The 22,585-nt window shown below is 57.6% G+C and carries 17 protein-coding genes and 1 pseudogene; 16 read left to right on the top strand and 2 right to left on the bottom strand.

Annotated features, from left to right (window positions below; all coding sequences use genetic code 11):
- Positions 1–44 precede the first annotated feature (44 nt).
- Positions 45–2,360, top strand: a complete 2,316-nt coding sequence (gene metE, locus ACVIN2_RS15730; protein ID WP_456766246.1) for a 5-methyltetrahydropteroyltriglutamate--homocysteine S-methyltransferase — start codon at positions 45–47, stop codon at positions 2,358–2,360.
- An 819-nt stretch (positions 2,361–3,179) separates the two neighbouring features.
- Here the strand turns inward: metE and ACVIN2_RS15725 are convergent.
- Complete coding sequence (locus ACVIN2_RS15725; protein WP_317245394.1) at positions 3,180–4,247, bottom strand: cytochrome-c peroxidase; 1,068 nt, start codon at positions 4,245–4,247, stop codon at positions 3,180–3,182.
- A 1,961-nt stretch (positions 4,248–6,208) separates the two neighbouring features.
- Here ACVIN2_RS15725 and ACVIN2_RS15720 point away from each other — a divergent pair.
- The 14 genes and pseudogenes from ACVIN2_RS15720 to ACVIN2_RS15655 all read left to right on the top strand — a co-directional run bounded on the left by ACVIN2_RS15720 (position 6,209) and on the right by ACVIN2_RS15655 (position 20,659).
- Complete coding sequence (locus ACVIN2_RS15720) at positions 6,209–6,526, top strand: hypothetical protein (RefSeq protein WP_456766245.1); 318 nt, start codon at positions 6,209–6,211, stop codon at positions 6,524–6,526.
- A gap of 314 nt (positions 6,527–6,840) precedes the next feature.
- The gene (locus ACVIN2_RS15715) at positions 6,841–7,068 is read left to right on the top strand and encodes an XRE family transcriptional regulator (protein ID WP_456766244.1); all 228 of its coding nucleotides are present in this window, start codon (positions 6,841–6,843) and stop codon (positions 7,066–7,068) included.
- Between the two features lie 79 nt (positions 7,069–7,147).
- Positions 7,148–7,360: a hypothetical protein gene (locus ACVIN2_RS15710; RefSeq protein ID WP_456766243.1), complete on the top strand. Its 213-nt coding sequence runs from the start codon at positions 7,148–7,150 to the stop codon at positions 7,358–7,360.
- Positions 7,361–7,683: 323 nt separating this feature from the next.
- The gene (locus ACVIN2_RS15705) at positions 7,684–8,070 is read left to right on the top strand and encodes a hypothetical protein (protein ID WP_456766242.1); all 387 of its coding nucleotides are present in this window, start codon (positions 7,684–7,686) and stop codon (positions 8,068–8,070) included.
- Positions 8,071–9,522: 1,452 nt separating this feature from the next.
- Positions 9,523–11,025, top strand: coding sequence for a nitrogenase molybdenum-iron protein alpha chain (nifD, locus tag ACVIN2_RS15700; protein WP_456766241.1), 1,503 nt, complete (start codon positions 9,523–9,525; stop codon positions 11,023–11,025).
- 80 nt (positions 11,026–11,105) lie between these two features.
- Positions 11,106–12,665 carry a nitrogenase molybdenum-iron protein subunit beta gene (gene nifK, locus ACVIN2_RS15695; RefSeq protein ID WP_456769733.1) on the top strand — a complete coding sequence of 520 codons (1,560 nt, stop codon included), beginning with the start codon at positions 11,106–11,108 and terminating at the stop codon, positions 12,663–12,665.
- Between the two features lie 115 nt (positions 12,666–12,780).
- On the top strand, positions 12,781–14,424 hold the full coding sequence (gene nifE, locus ACVIN2_RS15690) for a nitrogenase iron-molybdenum cofactor biosynthesis protein NifE (RefSeq protein WP_456766240.1): 1,644 nt from the start codon (positions 12,781–12,783) through the stop codon (positions 14,422–14,424).
- A gap of 5 nt (positions 14,425–14,429) precedes the next feature.
- Positions 14,430–15,812 carry a nitrogenase iron-molybdenum cofactor biosynthesis protein NifN gene (gene nifN / locus ACVIN2_RS15685; protein WP_456766239.1) on the top strand — a complete coding sequence of 461 codons (1,383 nt, stop codon included), beginning with the start codon at positions 14,430–14,432 and terminating at the stop codon, positions 15,810–15,812.
- A gap of 22 nt (positions 15,813–15,834) precedes the next feature.
- Positions 15,835–16,230 (top strand): nitrogen fixation protein NifX, encoded by a 396-nt coding sequence (nifX, locus tag ACVIN2_RS15680; RefSeq protein WP_456766238.1) that lies wholly within the window; start codon positions 15,835–15,837, stop codon positions 16,228–16,230.
- Positions 16,231–16,240: 10 nt separating this feature from the next.
- On the top strand, positions 16,241–16,711 hold the full coding sequence (locus ACVIN2_RS15675; protein ID WP_456766237.1) for a NifX-associated nitrogen fixation protein: 471 nt from the start codon (positions 16,241–16,243) through the stop codon (positions 16,709–16,711).
- Between the two features lie 7 nt (positions 16,712–16,718).
- Positions 16,719–16,919: a CCE_0567 family metalloprotein gene (locus ACVIN2_RS15670; protein ID WP_369726381.1), complete on the top strand. Its 201-nt coding sequence runs from the start codon at positions 16,719–16,721 to the stop codon at positions 16,917–16,919.
- 13 nt (positions 16,920–16,932) lie between these two features.
- Positions 16,933–17,217 carry a ferredoxin III, nif-specific gene (gene fdxB, locus ACVIN2_RS15665; protein WP_456766236.1) on the top strand — a complete coding sequence of 95 codons (285 nt, stop codon included), beginning with the start codon at positions 16,933–16,935 and terminating at the stop codon, positions 17,215–17,217.
- 642 nt (positions 17,218–17,859) lie between these two features.
- Positions 17,860–19,020 (top strand): TlpA disulfide reductase family protein, encoded by a 1,161-nt coding sequence (locus tag ACVIN2_RS15660; protein WP_456769732.1) that lies wholly within the window; start codon positions 17,860–17,862, stop codon positions 19,018–19,020.
- A 751-nt stretch (positions 19,021–19,771) separates the two neighbouring features.
- Positions 19,772–20,659, top strand: a pseudogene (locus ACVIN2_RS15655) (aspartate-semialdehyde dehydrogenase).
- 674 nt (positions 20,660–21,333) lie between these two features.
- Here ACVIN2_RS15655 and ACVIN2_RS15650 read toward each other — a convergent pair.
- A complete protein-coding gene (locus ACVIN2_RS15650) occupies positions 21,334–21,924 on the bottom strand; it encodes a hypothetical protein (RefSeq protein ID WP_085394607.1) in 591 nt (196 codons plus the stop codon).
- A 324-nt stretch (positions 21,925–22,248) separates the two neighbouring features.
- Between ACVIN2_RS15650 and ACVIN2_RS15645 the strand changes: the two genes are divergently transcribed.
- Positions 22,249–22,569 carry an iron-sulfur cluster assembly accessory protein gene (locus ACVIN2_RS15645; protein ID WP_317245389.1) on the top strand — a complete coding sequence of 107 codons (321 nt, stop codon included), beginning with the start codon at positions 22,249–22,251 and terminating at the stop codon, positions 22,567–22,569.
- The last annotated feature ends 16 nt before the right edge of the window (positions 22,570–22,585 follow it).

Raw genomic sequence — 22,585 nt, 5'->3', positions numbered from 1 at the left:
GTCTGCGTCCGCCATGGCCTTTGCCCCAACAAGGGGTCTAAGCTATGTCAATCCTTTCGCTTCCCGTTGCCACACTGGGGACGTCACGCATCGGCCCACGACGCGAACTCAAATTCGCGCTCGAGAGCTACTGGGCGGGAAAATCCAGCGAAGCCGAGCTCCTCGAGGCGGGGAGTGGACTTCGTGCCGCTAATTGGGCACGGCAGAAATCCCGCGGTGCGACCGTCATTCCTTCGAATGACTTCTCGCTCTACGACCATGTGCTCGATACCAGCCTAATGGTCGGCGCCATTCCCGACGTTTACGGCTGGAACGAAGGTCCTGTGTCGCTCAAAACCTACTTCACCATGGCGCGTGGCGCTCAAGACGGTGGTCACGCTCAGCATGGGCCCGGCGTAGCCGCACAGGAGATGACGAAGTGGTTCGATACGAACTACCACTACATGGTGCCGGAATTTCACCAGGATCAGATCTTTAAGTATGCCTCTCGGAAGCCGATCGAGGAATATGAGGAGGCAAGAAGCCTCGGCTATCAGACGCGGCCCGTCCTAGTGGGCCCAGTCACTTTCCTGAAGCTCGGCAAAAGCGTAAATCCCGCCTTCAATCCGCTGTCGCTGCTTGATCGACTCCTCCCCGTCTATGTCGATGTTCTCCGCGAACTAGCCTCGCGCGGCGCTGAATGGGTTCAGCTCGACGAGCCATGCCTAGTGATGGACGTCGACGAAGCATCTCGGGCCGCTGTCCGCCGGGCCTATGCTCATTTCGCTAAGGCCGTGCCGGCCCTTAAAATCATGCTGGCCACATACTTCGGGGGTGTCGGCGACAATCTTGAAACAGTATTGGCCTTGCCCGTTGCCGGGGTTCATGTCGACCTGGTTCGTGCACCTGACCAGTTGGACGCGATTGTCGCCAGAGCAGGTAGAGATCTCGTGGTCTCGCTCGGTGTCGTTGATGGTCGCAACGTGTGGCGCTCTAATCTGCCGGCGCTACTCGACCAACTTGCTCCTATGGTCAAAAAACTGGGCAGGGACCGTGTTCAGATTGCCCCCTCCTGCTCGCTGCTACATGTTCCGACCGACATTGAACTAGAGATCGATCTCGATCCCAATCTGAAGACGTGGTTGGCGTTCTCAGTGCAGAAGATCAAGGAACTTTCGATATTGGGCAAAGCGCTGGCTGGCTATGCTGCCGACGTGGCCGATGAACTCACGCTCTCAGAGGATGCATCCGTCACCCGCGAAACATCGCCGAAGATCCACAGTGCGAACGTCGCCGGACGAATGGCCGCGATCGACGATAGCATGCGTCGCCGTCGCAGTGCGTTCACCCAGCGCGCCGACGTCCAACGCGTCGCCTTCGCATTGCCGATGTTTCCAACCACAACCATCGGATCCTTCCCGCAAACGGCGGACGTCCGCAATGCGCGTGCAGCTCATGCGCGGGGAGCGCTGAATGACACGCAGTACGAGCAGCTTCTGAAAGCGGAGACAGCCCATACCGTGCATTGGCAGGAAGATATCGGCCTGGACGTGCTCGTACACGGTGAGTTCGAGCGCAATGACATGGTTCAATACTTTGGCGAGCAGCTGTTGGGTTTCGCATTCACCAAGCACGGCTGGGTTCAGTCTTATGGCTCGCGGTGCGTTCGTCCTCCTATCCTGTTTGGAGATGTCTCCCGCCCGAAGCCCATGACCGTTAAATGGTGGCGACATGCGCAGTCTCTGACCAAAAAGCCCGTCAAGGCTATGCTGACCGGACCGGTGACGATCCTGAACTGGTCGTTTGTCCGTGACGACATCCCGCGGAGCGAGACATGCCGACAGATCGCTCTCGCGATCCGAGACGAGGTCATCGACCTTGAAACAGCTGGAGCGACCATGATCCAGATCGACGAGGCTGCGTTGCGGGAGGGATTGCCGCTGCGCAAATCGCAGTGGAAGGACTATCTCGATTGGGCAGTGGACAGTTTCCGCATTTGCTCCTCCGCTGTCGCTGACGGAACTCAGATCCATACGCACATGTGCTATTCCGAGTTCAACGAAATCATCGATGCGATCGCAGCAATGGATGCCGACGTCATTTCAATCGAGGCGTCGCGCTCCAAAATGGAATTGCTCGACGCTTTCAAGAGCTACAAATATCCTAATGAAATCGGGCCGGGCGTCTATGACATTCATTCACCGCGCATTCCCGCAGCAGCCGAGATCAAGCAGCTGATTGTGTTGGCGCGGCAGCGGGTTTCCGATCGGCAGCTCTGGATCAATCCCGACTGCGGACTGAAAACTCGAAGATGGGAGGAGGTGCGTCCCGCGCTCGTCAATATGGTGGCCGCCGCACGCGAGTTGCGGGCCGAGGCATGATCGTACTGAGCGTGTCGCCAACGTATCTGTGAATAAGATGAACGCGCTTTGGGAGCTCGCGATATCCTTGCGAGCTTCCAAAGTTTCCAGCGCCTGCAAATGCCGGTTTGCCCCGGCGGAGGCGATCGCATACAGCGGCGACAAGCTCGAATCCGGCGGACGACCGCATGCCGGCCATACCGATTAGGTGACATATTCCAAGTCACTTACGCCCGACGCGAACCACGGTCCTATCGCTTCATTTATCCATCGCGTGGATGCGTCCCATCACAACAATCTATTTTACCGCCCTTGCGGAATTTCATACCTAATTTGCGCCTTCGCGCGGTCTTCGGGAAGATTTGCTGGTATTCGGCGGTGCCAAAATACTGGCGCGTGACGGCAAACTGACGGTTGAGTTTCAGGGCTCGGCAGTCAAACCGCCTGCGCGATGGATCCTAGCTCCATCAAGGCGCTGCCCGTGCCAACCGGACAGCTGGCAAGTGTGAGCAAGTCCTGAAGTTTACGACAGGAGCGAAAGGCAAGCGGCTCGCTAAGTTGTGCAGAGCGATATCCGCTTCTCCTTGTTTGACGGCGAATGCCCTCGTCGTAAGTCGATCGCCGGTAGTCCTCCCTACCGACGAAAGCTGGAACGATGCGGAAAGCAGCGTCGCTCCCGCGTGACTTTCGCCCGGCCTCGCATTGAGGCCGGGCGGCTTTTTATGTGCCTGCTTATCAGTGACAGCAGGGGATCATTCATTTTGGCGTCATTGCGGGACCCCGGGTTCTTGGAGCGCATCTGTTGCTGTTCGGCAGGGAATGAGGCCGGTGCTGCTAAGGCTATCTGTCTATTGAAGGCTTTGGTGTCGTGTTGGTGCGCGTCGGCAGTATCGGATATTCGATCTTAGGCAGCCGACCGGTCAGCGAATTCAGAAATGAGACAATGTCGTTTTCCTCTCTATCGCTAAGCTTGGTGCCGAGCTGGATTTCACTCATCAGGGCAACAGCTTGCTTCAGGCTCCAAACCTGTCCCGAATGAAAGTAAGGGGCTCGCAACGCGACGTTTCGCAATGGCGCCGCGCGGAAGACATATTCGTCGCCGACCGCCCTGGTGACCGCAAACCGGCCCTTATCGGCGTCCGGAAGCACGCTTGCGTCCGGCTTTTTCATCACGCCGAACGGGAAGTAGGCCTGTCCACCGAGATTGATACCATTGTGGCAAGAAGAACATCCCTTCGCCATAAACAGTGCCAACCCTGACTTCTGTTGATCATCGAGAGCATGTGTATTGCCCTCCAGATACTGATCGAATGGAGCCGCAGGTGTAATGAGAGTCGCTTCAAAAGCCTCGATCGCCTTCGCAAAATTTTCAAAGGTGACCGATCTCGCTTCGTTCGGAAAAGCGTTCTTGAACAAGACGACATAGCTGGGCATTGAGTTCAAGATACCGAGCACATGATCTGGAGTCGCATTCATTTCGGCACTCGCCTGCACAGGCCCGGCGGCTTGCGCCTTGAGGTCCGCGGCGCGTCCGTCCCAAAATTGCGCCGCATTGAACACTGCGTTGTAGACAGTTGGGGCCCGGCGCAGGCCGACCTTCCAGCCGTGACCAACGGAGGTCGGACCGGCATCGACTCCGCCGGTGCCGAGATTGTGGCACGTATTGCAGCTAATGATCCCGCTCGCCGATAGCCGCGGATCGAAGAACAGCATCTTGCCAAGCTCGACCTTTCCATGCGTCACCGGATTGTCTTTTACCGCAGGAATGACCGAGGGGATTGGATGGAAGATCTGCTTGGCGTTTCTCATCAGATCATCGTCGGCGTTAGCTCCTGATGACATCAGCAGCCCAATAGCTAAAATCGATGCTTCAGCGACAAGCCGAAGCTCCGGGATTGACATGTTCATACACCGCCTCATTAGTTCTGATTGTTAAACAAGGAAACAGTCGAAAGCGATGCCACGCGTTCCTCGACGGTCCGGCGCAGTATGCAGCGGATCATCTGAAGCGAGGCTGCATCAAAATGTGCGACTTTGCAGCTCGCCGCCGGCGTTCACGCACGGGCTTGAGGGGCTTACGTGATTCGCGAGTTGGCTTTGAGCTTAGATCGCGGCCTTTCTGTTGGTCGATCAGCCTAGCGCCTCAACGTTCGGCGTGATGGTCGATCTGACAACAACAAGTGTGCCGCAAGCAGTAAGCTGTCCGGTGGCCGCATCGGTGCTCCATCGAGCGATTGGGTGGCCAATACGCTCCCGCAAAGTTGATGTATCCGTCTTACTCCGCAGGCCGCGCTCAGCGCTCACGGTGTCATTGGACAATTAGCAACTGCGATGCCAGTTGCGTCCGAGATGCAAGTTGCTGATTTAGTTGTAGAACGGGTCCGGACGAACAAACAAAGTCTGATGTCTTGGTTTGATCACTACATTCAGTGTCACAGATGCCACAAACGCCAGGCCCGGCTAGAGGTGATCGTAGATACTTTTGTGGTGAGGTTCGCTTGCTAGCTTGCCGGCCGCACGCGGGAACGGCGGTAACAAGACCTACGCAGCTGGGCGAGACACTGAGAGGCGCCGGCGGTGCGCATCGTTCACGATTTCGCCGAGTCCGGCCGACTGAAGCCTCTCCGACTTATATCTGGGCCGCTCTGGCGCGCCGTCACCACGAAGCCCGGCTCGTTTGTAAGGACGAGCCTCAGAACCGAACATGGCTTGTTTCAATTCCACCTGAGGTTCGCTGGCATGGCAATTGCCGTGCTCAAGTCCGAAAGGCGCGGCTGCCCAGAGTTTGACGGTGCGACCGTCCGATTGATCGCTACTCCAATTCGACAGGTGACCAGCCTGACCCCTGATCCGGTGGGTGTTGGTTGGATTACCAAGTCGGCCCACTCACGGGCTCGCTTTTGAAATCCTGCGCGCTGGGGCAAAATAAGCTGAACTTCTGCAGGAGCAACCGCTTCTTCGTGCTCTTGCGTTGAATCATGCCGATACAAGAGGACACGCTGGGAGGAGATCGTGACATCAGTCCGCAGATGGCCCAAGTCCTGAGATTTATCGGCGTGTTAGCGAGGAAGAACGTGATTGAGCACCTGTCCATGGCTGGTTCAAGTTGGATACGGTATCTGTGATGGTTTCGATTGACGATCGCTTGAATGAGATCAGATCCGTACGGAATGACATTTGGCGTTGTCGCAGAAGGCTTCAAAGCGAGCTAGATGATCTCCAGCGTAAGATGCTCGAGGAGCGTCTGCTTGAGCGGCAGTCTGCCTTTGAACGGCTCGTCTCGGCCACGTTTCCTTTTACATTGAGATTGTGAAGCAAAATTTCGGGACCTCTGCCACGGGAGCATTCCGCGTTAAATAGCGTCCGCTCACAGAGCGCCTGCGCCTGGGTCAGGAATGTAGCTCCGGCGCCGCGGCCGTCGCGCCCCTCATGGCCGCCGCCCACCTGAAAAGCTCGGCCCATAGCCTTGGTTCACCGACGTGCTGCCCGCTGAGCACCGATAATGAAATCGTTCCGGCACCATCCAAGGGCACTGCCGGGGGATGCCGCTTGCCTCGATTCTGCGACACCGCAGTCACCTGAGTAACGTTGATCCGGCAGAGCGATCGAAGGAGCTTGAATCGCCCGTAGCGTCAGATTGTACAGAGCAGGGAACGGTATTTCAGATCAGGTGCAGTCGAATGATAAGACCCGCTCTCGCTTTTGTACTATGTTCCGCTCTCGAGTGGATCGGGCTAGGCATGGGGGCGGTTGCGGAAACAAGGCGGTACGCGTGCACGATCACTGCCGCCGATCGAGAGCCGGCCGGAGTTCGGAATGAGCGGGTTATTCTTACCGTTCAATATGGCTGCCGGATCGCAGGTGGTCTCTTGACCGACGCAGAGATCACAGCAGTGTCGGTCAGCGAGTGGGCTGCTGACCAAAGGACATACTTGGCCTCCATGGAATTTCATCACGCGCTGGAGGGAGTTGCAATTGGGCAACTCTCCGAGGCGACCGACTTCTCTAGCATGGAAGGCGAGCAAGGCATTGGGGTCGCAACTTCCGGCACGACAGTTTTCGAGTTCGCATCTGGTTCATTGGCCGACCTTTCAGGGAAGACCCTTAAATTCAGGACAAAACCCACCGGCCTACGTAGCTTCGAGTTGGAGTTCACAGATTGGCCAAAATCTCTTCTATGGAAGTGACGCGTGTCTTACGCTGAATTCCGCAGGCGCGCGCACACACGAATACTGTCGATACTCTTAAGCACACACATATGTGCTCCCCGGCCTATATATGCCGTCCCCCAAGACGAGCACACCCGCAACAGGTTAAGCCAAAACTCCGAAGGCACTCGAGCGCGGTAGAGCGTTCAAATCCTTCACGCGGTCCGATCAGCAGCTTTTTTGGCCGCCGATCCGCATATGGGACGATCTGGTCTCGCATGACAGCGCCTGCGCGACACGGAAGCTATCAACACGGTATAAACGCAGCCCGATCATGAGCACGAAGAAGAAAGTTGCCGGCCAACCGCCTCCCGAACGCCGACGAGTACCAAGTCAAGGCAGCCCTCATTGTACAACTGAAGCGGTTGATGGCGGAGCGGGAGATCACTCAGACTGAAGCCGCGAAGCTCGTCGGCGTGAAGCAGCCCAACATCTCCAAGCTGCTTCGAGGGCAGTTCAAGTTGGTTTCTTGGAAAAGCTGCTGCGCATGCTGGCGGCGTTCGATCAGGACGGCGAAATAAAGGTAAAGCCACATCGGAAGCGTGGCGAGGGGCCGGATCACGTTCATTCGGGCCTAAGAGCTGCCGAAACGGAGGGTTCATGACCTCTAACCCGACGGCGGCAAAAGCGCTCATGAACTCACCCAGCAGTGCCCGATCTGCAATCGAGATTCGCCTGACTGAATCCTTCGCCCCCGCTGTTCTCGCCGAGACCCGCCAGCGTTTCCAGGAACAACTGGGCGAAGAAGGCGAGGTCGCCCGAGAGACCGAAGCGCTTCAGCAGGAGCGCGAGAAGCTCAAAAGGGAAGATTAACGGGTCGAACGCTAGGCCCGACGCGGCGGCTTAGTGCAGCAGCCAACTCGCCCCTACAGAAGCGAAAGGCGTGCGAGGCAGAGCGATCGATTCGGAGGAGATGATTTCCGCTTGCACGACGGGCATCTTCCATCCGGAGGGCAGATCGTAATCCGACATCGTTAGAGCGGATCCCGGCTCGAGTCTTTGCCAGCCCAAGTACCGAATGCCGTGACATGGCGTCCAATGCGGATTCGAGTACCAATCGGCGCCGACACGGAGAATCAATTTAGCAGAGCGCGGTCAAGCCAAAGACGACGTTCAGGATGGCCCCAGGCGTAGTGATGCCGAACCTAGAAGGCGATGATGGTTGGCAGAAGGTACGCCGCAGCAATTCGGATCATTTCAACCAGTCCAACGGACATGCTGATCAAAGCGTAAAGCGCGACGATGGCAGCGATGAGTCCGATCCCGAAATGCCGGTGCTCGGTGATGTTCAAGGTGAGCGATTGGGCGATACTTTCTTCGTCCCTCCCTCGAGCTTCAATGCGGCAAGTAACCGATCTTTGGCGGCGTCGATTTTCGAAGTGGAGCCGTTCATACTCCTCGCGAAGCGCGGCATCGACGAAAAGGGTCCGTCACGGAAGCCGAAGCTGATCATCTTGAAGAACACCGGCGCCGACCCCTGGGCTTTCGGGATCGCTTCGCTCACGCCCGATGGCCGGTTCTAACGTGAACTTCTCCTCCATCTCATTCAAGACGTAAAATGACTGAAACAACCGCGAGAAAGGCGACAGCAGCAATTGATCCGGTCCGGACACGTCCTCCCTGTGGGTCGTCCGCATAGATTCCACCCTGGATTTTCGTGTCGATGCTGGTCCCGTAAGCCCAGCACGAAATATAAACGCTCAGAATGGCAACCTGGATAATTTCAGGAGTTGCATTCGACAGCGCCGCCGATGGGTATGTCCTTGAGCGCAAGTCCCACGAACCCAAGCGCCATTACCGCCGTAACAGTGGTGATGCACCAATTTACAAACGTTGCAATGCGTGAAATCCGCACCTGAGCACTTCGCTCCGAGGTCTTGGCCCTTTTCGACCTGCCTTGTCTCGACTGCCGACACTTGCGAAGCTGCCGGCCTTTCCGTGAATCCGCTCAATCTGTCTGACGCGTCAGAATCCGATGTTCCCATTTGTCGAACTACGCCGAACGCAAAAACCTGCAGATTGTTTGATGCGGAGGCGCCCAGTGTCGTAGCCGGAAAATTCAAATCCGGGCAAGCCCAGGGTGACCGTTTGCGGAGTTTAAGCTACCGCGCTGCTTGGGAATTGATCAGCTTACATGCTCTCCACGGCGTCAGCTGTTCGCCCTCCGCGCGCGCCTCTCCGCGGTATCAAATAAAAGAACGCCGGAGCGAGAGACCATGCGGAAATGGAAGAGGACTGCTGCTGGGCAACTGCGTTCTTGTGGAGACATCTGCAGCAGGTGGTGGAGCGCTCGGATGCGATTCTTGCTCGGGGTGGGATCGCGAGCACGATGGGCACATCTAACCGCGCTGAAACCGCTTCGAACGGATGGTGTTTGCGATCGCTGGATCGGCGCGTACGAAGCAAGGCTGCGCATCGGAGTGACGTCGGCGCGGCAGACTCTAGCCACGCCGCTGGTGGAGAGCGTAACCGATTGTTTTGTTTCGGACAGGGCGTTGCGGCTACGCTTGTCGGTGGCAGACAGGGTCAGGTTTATAACAATCCGCATCCGGCAGCTATCTAGCTCTATAAACGTTGCTTTTTCTATTGGACCGGCGCTGGCACACTCGTTGCAGACCCCTGCGCAGGAGGCGGCGGCTGTTAGTCCTTTGCATCCCATGCACAGGGACATGCCCCGTGATCGCACGCGAGTGAATAAAGAAGCCGATATGACCAACCGCTGGAGAGCAGGCATGACTTCACGCGAGAAGCGTCATGGTCATCGATAGACAGCGTCACACATGGCGCTCCTAACCGCTCAGCCGAGATGAGCTACAACATCGTGAACGACCGCTGCGGCATGAACGTCGCGAAGTTGCGATCGGTAGGACCGCCCATGCAGATTGCACGCTTACCTGAACGCCGGATCGGAAATCCGTCGGTCTACCGCAAAAGCGTCGCTTCTTGCTGAGACCACAATCGAAAAGGAAACCTGTATGAGCCGAGCACCTACCCAAAGCGTTGCAGAGATCAAGGCGCGCAACAAACAGCTAATCGATGAGGTGTTGACGGTCTACCCCGAGAAGACCGCCAAAAGGCGCGCCAAGCATCTCAGTGTTCACGAGGCGGGGAAGTCGGATTGTGGCGTCAAGTCGAATATCAAGTCCATTCCCGGCGTGATGACCATCCGCGGCTGCGCCTATGCGGGCTCCAAGGGCGTGGTCTGGGGACCCATCAAGGACATGATCCACATCAGCCACGGTCCGGTCGGCTGCGGTCAGTACTCGTGGGGCTCGCGGCGCAACTACTACGTCGGGACGACCGGCATCGACACGTTCGTGACACTGCAGTTCACCTCCGATTTTCAGGAGAAGGACATCGTGTTCGGCGGCGATAAAAAGATCACGAAACTCATCGATGAGCTCCAGGAACTATTTCCTCTCAACAGGGGCATCACCATTCAGTCCGAATGTCCGATTGGCTTGATCGGTGACGATATCGAGGCGGTCTCCCGAGAAAAGTCGAAGGAATATGGCGGCAAAACCATCGTGCCTGTGCGGTGCGAGGGCTTCCGCGGCGTGTCGCAATCGCTCGGCCATCACATCGCGAACGACGCCGTTCGGGATTGGATCTTTGACAAGAGCGCCCCAGAGACCAGCCCTAAATTTGAACCGACGCCATATGATGTTGCGATCATCGGCGACTACAACATCGGCGGCGACGCATGGTCGTCACGAATCCTGCTGGAAGAGATGGGCCTACGCGTAATCGCCCAGTGGTCCGGGGATGGATCTCTCGCTGAATTGGAGGCGACGCCGAAGGCAAAGCTCAACATACTGCATTGCTATCGCTCGATGAATTACATCTCACGGCACATGGAGGAAAAATTCGGGATTCCCTGGTGCGAGTACAACTTCTTCGGTCCTTCCAAAATCGCGGAGTCGCTGCGAAAAATTGCAGGCTTCTTCGATGACAAGATCAAGCAAGGCGCCGAACGCGTCATCGCGAAATATCAACCGCTTGTCGATGCTGTGACCGCGAAATACCGGCCGCGGCTTGAAGGCAAGACGGTAATGCTGTTCGTCGGCGGCTTACGTCCTCGCCACGTCATCGGCGCCTATGAGGACCTCGGCATGGATGTTGTCGGCACGGGCTATGAGTTCGGGCATAACGATGACTACCAACGCACCGCCCAGCACTACGTCAAAGATGGCACGCTGATCTACGACGATGTCACCGGCTACGAATTCGAGCGCTTCGTCGAAAAGATCCGGCCAGACCTGGTCGGCTCCGGTATCAAGGAAAAATACGTCTTCCAAAAAATGGGCGTGCCGTTCCGCCAAATGCATTCCTGGGACTACTCGGGTCCTTACCACGGCTATGACGGCTTCGCGATCTTCGCCCGCGACATGGACATGGCGATTAACTCCCCGATCTGGGGGAAGACCACCGCGCCTTGGAAGGACGCTCCGCAGCCGAGCCTCATGGCAGCGGAATAGGAAGGCCGACCCCGGGCCGTTTCTTTCCGCAGAGGAGGGGAAGGGCAGGAGAACGAACGCAAAACCCAAAGAGTGCCATGATGACACAGAACGCCGAACACATACTCGACCACTCTGAGCTTTTCCGGGGAGACGAATACCAGCAGATGCTGGCCAAGAAGAAGGCGCTATTTGAGAATCCGCATGATCCCGCCGACGTCGATCGCATCAAAGAATGGTCCAAGACATCCGAGTACCGCAAGAAGAACTTCGCCCGCGAGGCGCTAACCGTTAATCCGGCGAAGGCTTGCCAGCCGCTGGGTGCGGTGTTCGCCGCCCTCGGGTTCGAGCGCACACTGCCGTTCGTCCACGGCTCACAGGGCTGCGTCGCGTATTATCGCAGCCATCTGTCACGGCACTTCAAGGAGCCGACCTCGTGCGTCTCCTCGTCCATGACGGAAGACGCGGCCGTGTTCGGCGGGCTTAACAATCTTACCGACGGGCTTGCCAACAGCTATAACATGTACAAGCCGAAGATGATCGCGGTCGCCACGACCTGCATGGCGGAAGTCATCGGCGACGACCTCAATGCCTTCATCAAAACATCAAAGGAAAAAGGTTCCGTCCCAGCGGACTACGACGTACCATTCGCTCACACTCCTGCGTTCGTCGGCAGCCACGTTACTGGCTACGACAACACGCTCAAGGGCATCCTCGAGCATTTCTGGGATGGCAAAGCCGGCACGGCCCCAAAACTCGAGCGCAAAGCGAACAACACGATCAACTTCATCGGTGGCTTCGACGGCTACACTGTCGGAAATGTCCGTGAGATAAAGCGTATCTTCGAGCTGATGGGCATCGGCTACACCATCCTCGCGGATAACAGTGACGTGTTCGATACCCCCACGGACGGCGAGTTCCGCATGTATGATGGGGGCACTACATTAAAGGATGCCGCGAACGCAGTCCACGCCAAGGCAACCATTTCCATGCAGCAATATTGCACGGAGAAGACGTTGTCCTTCATCAAGGCGCACGATCAGGAGGTCGTCGCTTTCAATCACCCGCTGGGCGTCAGCGCCACGGACGATTTCCTGATGACGCTGTCGCGTGTCACCAACAAGGCAATTCCAAATGCACTGGAGCAGGAGCGTGGGCGTCTGGTAGACGCAATGGCTGACTCCAGCGCGCATGTTCACGGCAAGAAGTTCGCGATCTATGGCGATCCAGACCTCTGCTATGGCCTGGCCGCATTCCTGCTGGAGCTCGGCGCTGAGCCGATCCACGTGCTGTCGACGAACGCGAGTAAGGCGTGGGAGCTGAAGATGCAGGCGCTGTTCGCGAGCTCGCCTTTCGGTAAAAACTGCCGCGCCTTCCCAGGCAAGGATCTCTGGCACATGCGATCGCTCCTGTTCACAGAGCCGGTCGATTTCCTGATCGGTAACACCTACGGCAAGTATCTCGAGCGTGACACCGGAACGCCGCTAATCCGCATCGGCTTTCCCATCTTCGATCGCCATCATCACCATCGTTATCCAGTGTGGGGCTATCAGGGGAGCATGAATGTGCTGGTCAAGATTCTCGACAAGATCTTCGATGAGATCGATCGAAAGACCAGCTCGGTTGGCAAGACAGACTACAGCTTCGACATCATACGCTAAGGCGAGCTCCCCGCCTCATCGTCCGCAGAAACAGCGGCGCTGCGGCGGGGATCACAGGTTCTCCGCCGGCCATCCTTGTGGTCTGCGGTGTGTTGACATCCCCGAGAGAGACACCATGACTTCGCTTCCCACGACCATACAGGACGTCTTTAACGAACCGGGCTGCGCCAGGAACGCGAGCAAGTCGAAGGTCGAGCGTAAGAATGGTTGCACCAAGCAGCTCAAGCCGGGCGGCGCCGCCGGCGGATGTGCCTTCGATGGCGCCAAAGTCGCGCTGCAGCCCTTCACCGATGTCGCCCATCTTGTGCATGGTCCAATCGCCTGTGAGGGCAATTCCTGGGACAATCGTGGTTCGGTCTCGTCCGGCTCCGATCTGTGGCGCAGAAGCTTCACCACAGACATGAGCGAGACCGATATCGTCTTCGGCGGCGAGAAGCGGCTGTACAGGGCAGTCAAGGAGATCACAGAGAAATACGACCCGCAGGCCATCTTCGTCTACCAGACATGCGTGCCCGCAATGATCGGTGACGACATCGATATGGTCTGCAAGGCGGCCTCCGCCAAATTCGGCAAGCCGGTCATTCCCATCAATTCACCGGGATTTGTCGGGTCGAAGAACCTTGGTAACAAGCTTGCTGGCGAAGCACTGCTGGAGCACGTCATCGGTACCGGAGAGCCGGATTACACGACATCGTATGATATCAACATCATCGGTGAATACAATCTGTCCGGCGAGCTTTGGCAGATCAAGCCCCTGCTCGATGAGCTCGGAATCCGGATCCTGTCGTGCATCTCGGGGGACGGCAAGTATCGCGAGGTCGCTTATTCGCACCGAGCCAAAGCCGCGATGATGGTTTGCTCAAGGGCAATGATCAACGTCGCACGCAAGATGAGGCAGCGCTACGGCATCCCGTTTTTTGAAGGCTCCTTCTACGGTATTGAGGATACCAGCGATTCACTCCGCCAGATCGCGCGCATGCTGATCGAGAGTGGTGCGCCGGCTGAGCTGATGGAACGCACGCAAGCCCTGATCGCACGCGAAGAGACCAAGGCCTGGGCTGCGATTGAACGTTTCAAGCCGCGCTTTGCCGGCAAGAGGGTTGTTCTCATCACCGGCGGTGTGAAATCCTGGTCGATGGTGGCCGCTTTGCAGGAGGCCGGGCTCGAGATCGTCGGCACGTCCGTGAAGAAATCGACCATGAAGGACAAGGAACGTATCAAGGAATTAATGGGCCAGGACGCCCATATGATCGAGGACATGTCGCCTCGCGAGATCTACAAGATGCTCAAGGACGCAAAGGCCGATATCATGCTCTCGGGCGGCAAGTCGCAATTCGTCGCACTGAAGGCGGCGATGCCGTGGCTCGATATCAACCAGGAGCGCTGCCACGCCTATATGGGCTATGTCGGGATTCTCAAGCTCATGGAGGAGATCGAGAAGGCCCTCTACAATCCGATATGGGATCAGCTCCGCCAAGCCGCGCCATGGGATGATTTCGACCGGAAGCTTCAGGCAAAGACGGCTGCGCAGATGTATGCGCAAGCCGCGGATCCAGTTCGGGACCCGAGCAGGAACGGCGTCAGGACGATAACTTTCTCCAATCAAGCTGAGGCCAGCGAGGGTGAGCGCGCGATTGCGCCGCATGGCCCGAAGCTCGGCGAGCCCAACAAGCCCTGCACCAGTTCCATCGGGCGTTGCATTGCTTGTAAGGACATTCCGTCCGATCTCCAGCCGGCGGCACTGCAGGCGGCGGAGTAGGGGACATGGCGATCGTCACTACCTCGAAGAAAGCCTGTTCGGTCAATCCGCTCAAGATGAGCCAACCGATCGGCGGCTCATTTGCCTTCATGGGGTTGCGCGGCGCGATGCCGCTTTTGCACGGCCCTCAAGGTTGCGCCTCCTTTGGGCTGACGCTGTTCGTGCGCCATTTCAATGAAGCCGTGCCGATGCAGACGACTGCCATGAGCGAGGTCGCAACCGTGCTCGGCGGCCACGAGAATCTCGAACAAGCGATCCTCAACATCTACAATCGCGCCGAGCCCGAAATCATTGGCATCAATTCAACTGGGGTCACCGAAACCAACGGCGATGACGTCGAAGCCTTCATCCGGTTGATCCGACAGAAGCACCCGCAGCTCGAAAAGCTCCCCCTTGTCTACGTCTCGACTCCGGATTTCAAGGATGCCTTTCAGGATGGCTGGGGCAAGACGGTGGCGCGGATGATCGAGGTGCTTGTGGCACCGTTCGACCCAGCCAGACCGCGCGATGCGTCCCGCGTTAACGTGCTACCTGGTTGCCACCTCACCCCCGGCGACCTCGACGAGCTTCGCACGATCTTTGAGGATTTCGGTCTCAAGCCCTCCTTCCTGCCGGACCTTGCAGGTTCGCTGGACGGCCACATCCCCGACGAATTCACGCCGACTACGATCGGGGGGATTGGAGTGGACGAAATTGCGACCATGGGGCAGGTGGCCTGGACGATCGCGATCGGCGCGCAAATGCGCGGTGCGGCCGAGACCATGCAGGTGCGGACAGGCGTGCCGTTCCGTCTATTCGAGCGGCTCTGTGGCCTTATCCCAAGCGACGAATTGATGGCGTTCTTGAGCCAGATCACCGGCCGGTCAGTACCCTCGAAGTATCGCCGGCAGCGTGGACAGCTGGCAGACGCCATGCTGGATGCTCATTTCCATATCGGCGGCCGCAAGCTCGCGATCGGCGCCGAGCCGGACTTGTTATTTGATCTCTCCAGCTCGCTCGACGAGATGGGGGCGCAGGTCACTGCTGCGGTGACGACGACGAACTCACCGGTGCTGCAGCGGGTCAGGACCGAGGACGTCCTAATCGGCGATCTGGAGGATCTTGAAGAGCTTGCCAGGTCGCGTGACTGCGACCTCTTGATGTCCCATTCACATGGTCGCCAGGCGGCTTCGCGACTCAATGTTCCATTCTTCCGGGTAGGCTTTCCCATGTTCGATCGCCTTGGGGCTGCGCACCTCACAATCGTTGGTTATCGCGGCACGCGCGACCTGATCTTTGATATCGCCAATCTCATCATCACCGACCGAGAGATTAACCATCGGCCGACGCCTGACAGCTGGCGATTCACCAACTCTGGCCTGCAGGTCGATTCGCCTGGGTTGCATTGAGCAGGGAGAGAAAACAACGCGGATGAAAGTTGCATTTGCCACTCAGGACTTGAAGCATGTCGATGCGCACTTCGGCTGGGCCAAGAACATCGCGATCTACGAGGTCGGCCCGGAGGGGCATCGGTTTATTGAGGCGATCCAGTTCGGTGGTGACCTCACGGAAGACGGCAATGAGGATAAGCTAGCGCCCAAGATCGAGGCGATCAGGGACTGCGCAATCCTCTATGTTGCGGCGATCGGCGGCTCGGGTGCTGCACGAGTCGTCGCGAGCAAGATCCATCCGATGAAGGTGCTGCAACCAGAGCCCATCGACGAACTTTGCGTCAAACTCGAAACCGTGCTGAAGGGCTCGCCGCCGCCCTGGCTGCGGAAGCTGCTCGCCAAAGACTCGGAACGTACAGTGGATTTCGAAACCTGAAGGAACGAGGATGGGAGATACGTCCGAAGTCACTCCAGCCGCCGCGGCGGCGGAGCGGCCATTTCTGAAAGAGCTCGTCAAGATCTGGCGCGCCCAGGACTCCCACGGTGCCTGGGAGGGCAAGAAGGATCTCGATTTGCTCGAACCCTACGTCCTCGACAAGCACAAGCGCCGTGCGCTGCCTATTGTCGGCAATCCCGACCCCAAGACGACATGGCGGCTGGAGCTGTTCTTTAACGCGGTTGCGCTCTCGATCGAGAAGGCGACCGGAGTGATGATCTCGCCAATGCTGAAGATGCACAACGAAGGGTTCGGTCGGATCGTGTTGATCGGCGGTCGGCTCGTTGTCGTGAGCAAGCAGCTGCGCGACGTGCATCGCTTTGGTTTCGACCATTTCTCTGATCTCGCTGATCAAGGCGACAAATTCGTCAACAGTGGCGTTGAGATGATCCGTAAGTTCCCGGAAGCGGCGAATTATTGAGGCAAGCATGAACGATGTTGAAGCGCTGAAAGCGGAAATAAAGAAGCTGTCGGCGAAGGCGACCCAAGCCAAGATGGACCTCCACGACCTCTCCGAGGAGCTGCCGGTCAACTGGTGCTCGATCCTGAGTGTGGCGCAGAAGGCCCACGCTGCCTTCAGCGAGCTCGAAAGCAAGCGCCAAAATCTCCAAGCGCTAGACAAAGCATAGCGGATCTCAAGCCATGTCATTTAGGACCCGAGACGGCCGCAGTTGGGAGCCGGATTACCTGGTTTCTATCGATCTCAAGAAGTGCATCGGCTGCGGCCGCTGCTATAAGGTTTGCGGCCGCGAGGTCATGACGCTGAAGGGGCTAAGCGAGGTTGGCCAAATCATCGATCTCGATGAGGAGGACGATGAGCTCGAAAAAAAAATCATGGTGCTGAATGACGAAGGCGCTTGCATCGGCTGCAGCGCCTGCGCGCGGGTGTGTCCAACAAACTGTCAGACGCACGCGCCACGGGGTTGAAGCGACTTTCTTCGCTATCAATCCAGCTTTCCTGAGCTGACCGTGCCCGAACATGGACTATTGGCTGTCCTTCGGGGGGATCGGTCAAATGATCAAATGACACGACCGCGCCGTCTCGTGCTCGCGGACCACAGTAACCACGGCGCAAGGAGTTGATGGGCTAGGTGACTTTGGTTGCGAATTCTGCATGGTTTCAGTGCGGCAGAAATGCTCGTGAGTAGCCTGTCGGGCTGGCTAGCATCGCCTTGTTCAGGGCTGCGCGCGCAGTCTCCGCCTTTGCGCCTGATCAACAGACACTCGGCAGGCGATGTGAGCGGCCTTGGGCACCCCGGCTAGATCGCGCGGCAGTTAAGGGGTGATCCTTAACTCGCTCAGCGCCCTGAGCCCGCCGCCGAGCGTTACGGCGAAGCCTACGTCGCGGCTCGGGGATGCGCATTCGCGTTTTGGTGACCGGAAGGGCGCGATGCGTGCCCGAAATCTAACGCTCACGCAAAGCATGTCAGTCTACAGTGGACCTATTGGGCGTGTGGATGTTTCTCAAAGCTTTTTCATGTGCTTAGTGCGCGCGGAGCGCCTGGCACGGTGATTGCTAACTCAGTGTAAAGACAAGCTCTCGCAACAACTGACTTTGGAGAAGAAATGATGGTGCTGTGCATGGCGACCCCGGCTCCTTCGCTCAAAGTCGAGAACTGGCTGCGTGGCGACCCCCTTACGAAGTTCCAGCCAGGGGGAGTGTACATCGTCGAATTTTGGGCAAGTTGGTGCGGTCCATGTGAGGAGGCGATGCCCCATCTCATTGAGCTGCAAGCAAAATACAAAGACGAGGGGCTTGAGGTCGTCGGAGTCGCAGCTAGCGAACAAGCACCAACGGCGGATGAGGCTCGTACCAAGCTGGACGTATGGTTGACTGAGAAGTTCTCAAATTTGAACTATCGAATCGGGTTCGACAGTACGGGCGAAATGAACAAGCTTTGGATGGATGCCAGCTCATCTGTTGGGATTCCGACATCGTTCGTCGTCGATCGCGACGGCCACATTGCCTATATCGGTCATCCGATCACACTCGACGACGTCTTACCGAAAATAATAAACGGCACTTGGCGCAGCAGCTATCAAGCTAAATTCGCTGATGCGAAACGGATTGCGGAAGGCCAGCGCCTAGCGCGCGAACGCTCAATGCACCGGAGAATTGGAGCGGCGATGGAAGCAAAGGACTGGCCGACAGCGCTATTAGCCGTCGAAGAGGGCATTGCCGCGACGCCGGACAATCTCCACTTCCGGGAGATTCATGCGCATCTGTTGCTTCACAAAATGCGCGACACGGCGACTGGTTTCCAGGTCTTACGCCAACTGGTTCGAGATGCGATTGAGACACAGTCAGAGGCTTTGAGTGCGCTGGTTGGCGCGATGAGGCAACTCTTTGATGCGGAGAACGACAACACGCACCTCCCGCGTGCGGAACGCTTTGCGATCGGCAGGGATGTTTCGGAACATATCCTCAATCCTGGGCAGGCCTTCGGCGGCCTCAACTGCTCTTCCTATATGGTGGTCGCTCAGTACTACCACGAGAGTGGTGACAAGCAACATGCGATCGAGCTGATCGAGCGGGCGATGACGTGGCTAGACGATCCGAAAGCTATGCCGGAATTGCCAGCGGAGCGTGCGAAGAAGTATTATATGCCACGGCTGCTCCAAGCCCTAGCCAACTACAGGGACGAGAAGGTTTCTTGCGGCGGATCTTGTTCGGTTCCGCGAGAGAAGTCTCCTGGGGCTCCCAACGTCCAGCCGCAGGAGGAGACATGAAGAGAAATGTTAATCAGAAGACGCACCATCGGGCCCAATTAGCGCCTTCGAATCGCTCGCCACCAGCAGAATCATTCAGGGCGATTGCGACACGCACGCCACAAGGAAAACCTAGCCGACAACGAGCGATGCCACGCCCTGCGGCTCTTCGTTGCTGGGTGTCTCGTTAGTGCTTGTATTCAAGGGATGCCGGCTCCGCCGTTTTTACAACTCAGGTTTGTAGCTCGACACTATCGATCTGCTACTCACATCGAGCATTACTCACGCAGTTATGTTTGCCGTTTCCGGCACAAACCGCCCCTTCGAAGAACTTAAATGCAGCATCGAGGTTCGATCTGGCAGTCTCCTACCGGTTGCGCCGCCCCAGACGTCGATCCCATGTTCTATTGGGCTAGCATAATGAACAGAACGTGTTGTTCTTAAAAAAAGGAGGTGGTCGGTTCAGAAAATGCTGAAGGCGACTTGAGAGTGTCGGATCTCGAATGCTTCAAACCATCGATCAGTAACTCTTCAACATCAATTCTTGCGAAGCATACCGCACAAGTAGCGGTCATGCTCACGATCACCAAACGCGCGACCAAGACCACCACGGCCTTCGGGGCCCGGAGAGGCATGCGCGCCTACTCGTCCACTGAACGCACCAGCTCTACCGAAGCCCCGCCGCCATTGGTCCCGCACTTTTTTGTTGTCTGCACAGGCTGATCCGGAAGAGTGGAATCCGAGTTTCCGACCAGATCATGCTCAAACGGAAATGGAGGAAAATGTGAGTAACGATCCCGTGCTCGCGATTGTCGGCGGTCACCGGCGGCGGGGGGGCGCCGAATTCTCGCCTCCACGGACAGCCGCGGCTTTCGCTTTGGCAGGCTGAAGCGCTGGCCAGCTCCCGCTCGCCCGGCAAGACGATGTCGTTCTGGAGCAAGGGCGTCGTGATCGAGGAGCTGACGACATCGCCCTGTTCTCGGACGGCAACGGCATCTCCAAAACGGACGCGCCGATCGCGGTCAGGGCAGGCGCTGTCGTGGTCGACAACTCCTCCGCTTTCCGAATGGATCCGAACCTGCCGCTGGTGATCCTCGAGATCAATGCGGGCCGCGTCTGCGACCGCAAGGGCATCATCGCACCAGAAGAATCGCATCAAGCGCGTGATAAGCGCAACTTAGCGGGTCACCAGCGGGGCCGGCGCCGCTGCGAAGGAAAAGGTTCCGGAAATTCACGCGTGTCAATCTCAATTGCCAACTTTCAAGATCTTCTCGGACGGGATAATCGTGACTGGTGTGACCTGCATCCGCGTACCCGTGCTGCGCGCCCATCAACTTCGAATGCGAGAAGCCGATCAGCGAGGAGCATGTGCGCCCAATCATGGCGCAAGCGCCCGGCGTGAAGGTCGTCCGACCGCACCAAAAACGAGGTCCGATACCAATCGCCGCCGCTGGCCAGGGTGATGTTCTGGTCGGCCGCATCCACAAGGACCTCAGCGATCCCTCAGGGCATCCGACCTCGATGTTCGTTGCGGCGGATCAACTGCTCAAAGGCCGCGGCGTTGCACGCCATGCAGATCGCAAGGGCTGTTGCTGGGCCTGTAATCAGGCGCACGCCCGAGACGATAGGTCGAAGCCTGCGTGGCCGAAGCCGAGGCTGACGGGAAGTCCACCCGCCTGCTCGACCTGCGGGTGCTGCTGATTACCGCGACGGGTACTCGGGCACTCCTACACAGTTGCCAGCACCTCCACCCCTTTGGCGACCACTCCGTCCTCCACACTCCCTGCGGCGGATTCTGTCAGGCGATTTCGCACGTACGCTACCGCGCATCCGGGTCGGCGCGAGTTCTGCATCCATCCGTGGTCGCTGCAGTGGCGGATGCCGCCGGCTTCCGCAGCACGGACATCGCGCACCCCCGGAATGTCCGGATCACCGCCGGCCCTTCCGTGAACCATCAGCATAGTGATCGCTCCTCGCGCGACATCTCAGCGCCGCCCAGGCCGGCAAAGGCCTGGAGCACAACGCCAAAGCCAATCCACACACCGTCGATCGGCCTTTGAAGTGTGACCGCGACCATGAACCGGTCAGACTTAGAATGTCCTGATCACGATAGACCCGCTCAGTCGGACCGTCGCGGTGAGCCGGCCACAGCGTGATGACGACAGTGCTCTTGGCCAACACACGACCAGCAGAGTGGGCATGTCATCTGCCCGAAAAGCTGGGCCGGAAGTGCATCGCCAAGGTTTGAAAGAGCCCGCCGCAGGCGAAGCGTTTGCAGTGAATCTCTTTGCGGCGGACTGTCGAGCTGGCGAGAAAGGGATCTGAGGCGATGCCTCAGACTGGGCGGTTTTCGCTTCTGTTCTTCACCGGCTCCATTTTGGCTAGGCCGTCCTCGTATGAGATCTCCGTGTATGATCCATCGAGTTCCTTGGCTGCATCGAGCAAGTAGTCGAGCCTTGCGGCGGTACCGAGCTTCTTGAGGTCGTTCTTGTCGATGCCGGCGAGGTCCATCATCTCCTTCCATACGGTTGATTCGTTGCAAGGCAGAATGCGGAAGGTGATGTCGCCTATTTTTGTGCGGTACTTCGCGAGCAGATCAATGTTGTTGCAGAAGATGAAATAGCTGCCGTTGGGGCTCAGCCTGCCATCCAGCACCTTCGCGGCCTCGGGTAGATAAGCGAAGGAATGCAGATATCCGGCAAGGACTGGGATGGCTGGTTCGCCTTCTTGTGCAATTGCAAGAACTTGTTCGATGGAATAATCCGGCGGTCGTTTTTCGTCGGCGAGCTGGGCTTGGAACTTCAGCGCGATGTCGCCTCGAAACCCAAATCGCCCGGACTTCGTTGTTTCACTCTTAAGCACCGCATTCAGCAATCGCCCCTCCTTGTCCAGCGGGCCAAGAGCGGTGTTGTCGATTGAGGTCATGGAAGTCTCCTCATCAATTTGTGGTGTGCACGGGTCGCCCAATGCGACGTGCCCCTACCTTCCTGCAAGTTGTTTGCCGTCCGCGATGTCTGCAGCGACGTAGTGCGTAAACGGCGGCTTGGCGCGATTTGCGGGGATACCTGCTGTCACCATCACGAGGCCTCGCACGCATGACATCCTGCTGCCGGAAAACCGCCTGTCGCGAACCCGACAGGTCGCAAATCGAATGGTGGGCCTCTGCAATAGAAGCTGGTTTCATCTGCATCTCGACTGGCATGGGATTTGCCATTTGTGCTTTGCGAGAGAACTGAGAACGAGCCAGAGATGATCAACCTAACGAATAGCGCCATCAACGCACTGAAGGCCGCAATCTCCTCGACAGTGCAGCCGGCAACCGGTTTGCGGATCATGATCGAAGGCGGCGGCTGCCAGGGATTCACATATAAAATGGGTCTTGCTCATGAGCCAAGCTCCGATGAGACCGTGTTCGAGCAAGGCGGGATTAAAGTCTTTGTCGACAACGCGAGCCGGGCGCATCTCAACGGCACCACGATCGATTTCGTGGTGTCGCTCGAAGGATCAGGATTCCGCTTCGATAACCCAAATGCCAAATCGAGCTGTTCATGCGGCAAATCGTTCAGCTGAGTCGCCTTGGTACGCT

Source organism: Bradyrhizobium sp. USDA 3650 (genome assembly GCF_054057395.1).
This window is presented reverse-complemented; position numbering and strand designations above follow the sequence as displayed.

Excerpts from the sequence above, each read along its gene's own strand:
- ACVIN2_RS15645 (WP_317245389.1), top strand. The coding sequence starts at position 22,249 with ATGATCAACCTAACGAATAGCGCCATCAACGCACTGAAGGCCGCAATC.
- nifE (WP_456766240.1), top strand. The coding sequence starts at position 12,781 with ATGACTTCGCTTCCCACGACCATACAGGACGTCTTTAACGAACCGGGC.
- ACVIN2_RS15705 (WP_456766242.1), top strand. The coding sequence starts at position 7,684 with ATGCCGAACCTAGAAGGCGATGATGGTTGGCAGAAGGTACGCCGCAGC.
- ACVIN2_RS15675 (WP_456766237.1), top strand. The coding sequence starts at position 16,241 with ATGGGAGATACGTCCGAAGTCACTCCAGCCGCCGCGGCGGCGGAGCGG.
- nifD (WP_456766241.1), top strand. The coding sequence starts at position 9,523 with ATGAGCCGAGCACCTACCCAAAGCGTTGCAGAGATCAAGGCGCGCAAC.
- nifX (WP_456766238.1), top strand. The coding sequence starts at position 15,835 with ATGAAAGTTGCATTTGCCACTCAGGACTTGAAGCATGTCGATGCGCAC.
- fdxB (WP_456766236.1), top strand. The coding sequence starts at position 16,933 with ATGTCATTTAGGACCCGAGACGGCCGCAGTTGGGAGCCGGATTACCTG.
- ACVIN2_RS15660 (WP_456769732.1), top strand. The coding sequence starts at position 17,860 with ATGGTGCTGTGCATGGCGACCCCGGCTCCTTCGCTCAAAGTCGAGAAC.
- ACVIN2_RS15725 (WP_317245394.1), bottom strand. The coding sequence starts at position 4,247 with ATGAACATGTCAATCCCGGAGCTTCGGCTTGTCGCTGAAGCATCGATT.
- nifK (WP_456769733.1), top strand. The coding sequence starts at position 11,106 with ATGACACAGAACGCCGAACACATACTCGACCACTCTGAGCTTTTCCGG.
- ACVIN2_RS15670 (WP_369726381.1), top strand. The coding sequence starts at position 16,719 with ATGAACGATGTTGAAGCGCTGAAAGCGGAAATAAAGAAGCTGTCGGCG.
- nifN (WP_456766239.1), top strand. The coding sequence starts at position 14,430 with ATGGCGATCGTCACTACCTCGAAGAAAGCCTGTTCGGTCAATCCGCTC.
- ACVIN2_RS15710 (WP_456766243.1), top strand. The coding sequence starts at position 7,148 with ATGACCTCTAACCCGACGGCGGCAAAAGCGCTCATGAACTCACCCAGC.
- ACVIN2_RS15650 (WP_085394607.1), bottom strand. The coding sequence starts at position 21,924 with ATGACCTCAATCGACAACACCGCTCTTGGCCCGCTGGACAAGGAGGGG.
- metE (WP_456766246.1), top strand. The coding sequence starts at position 45 with ATGTCAATCCTTTCGCTTCCCGTTGCCACACTGGGGACGTCACGCATC.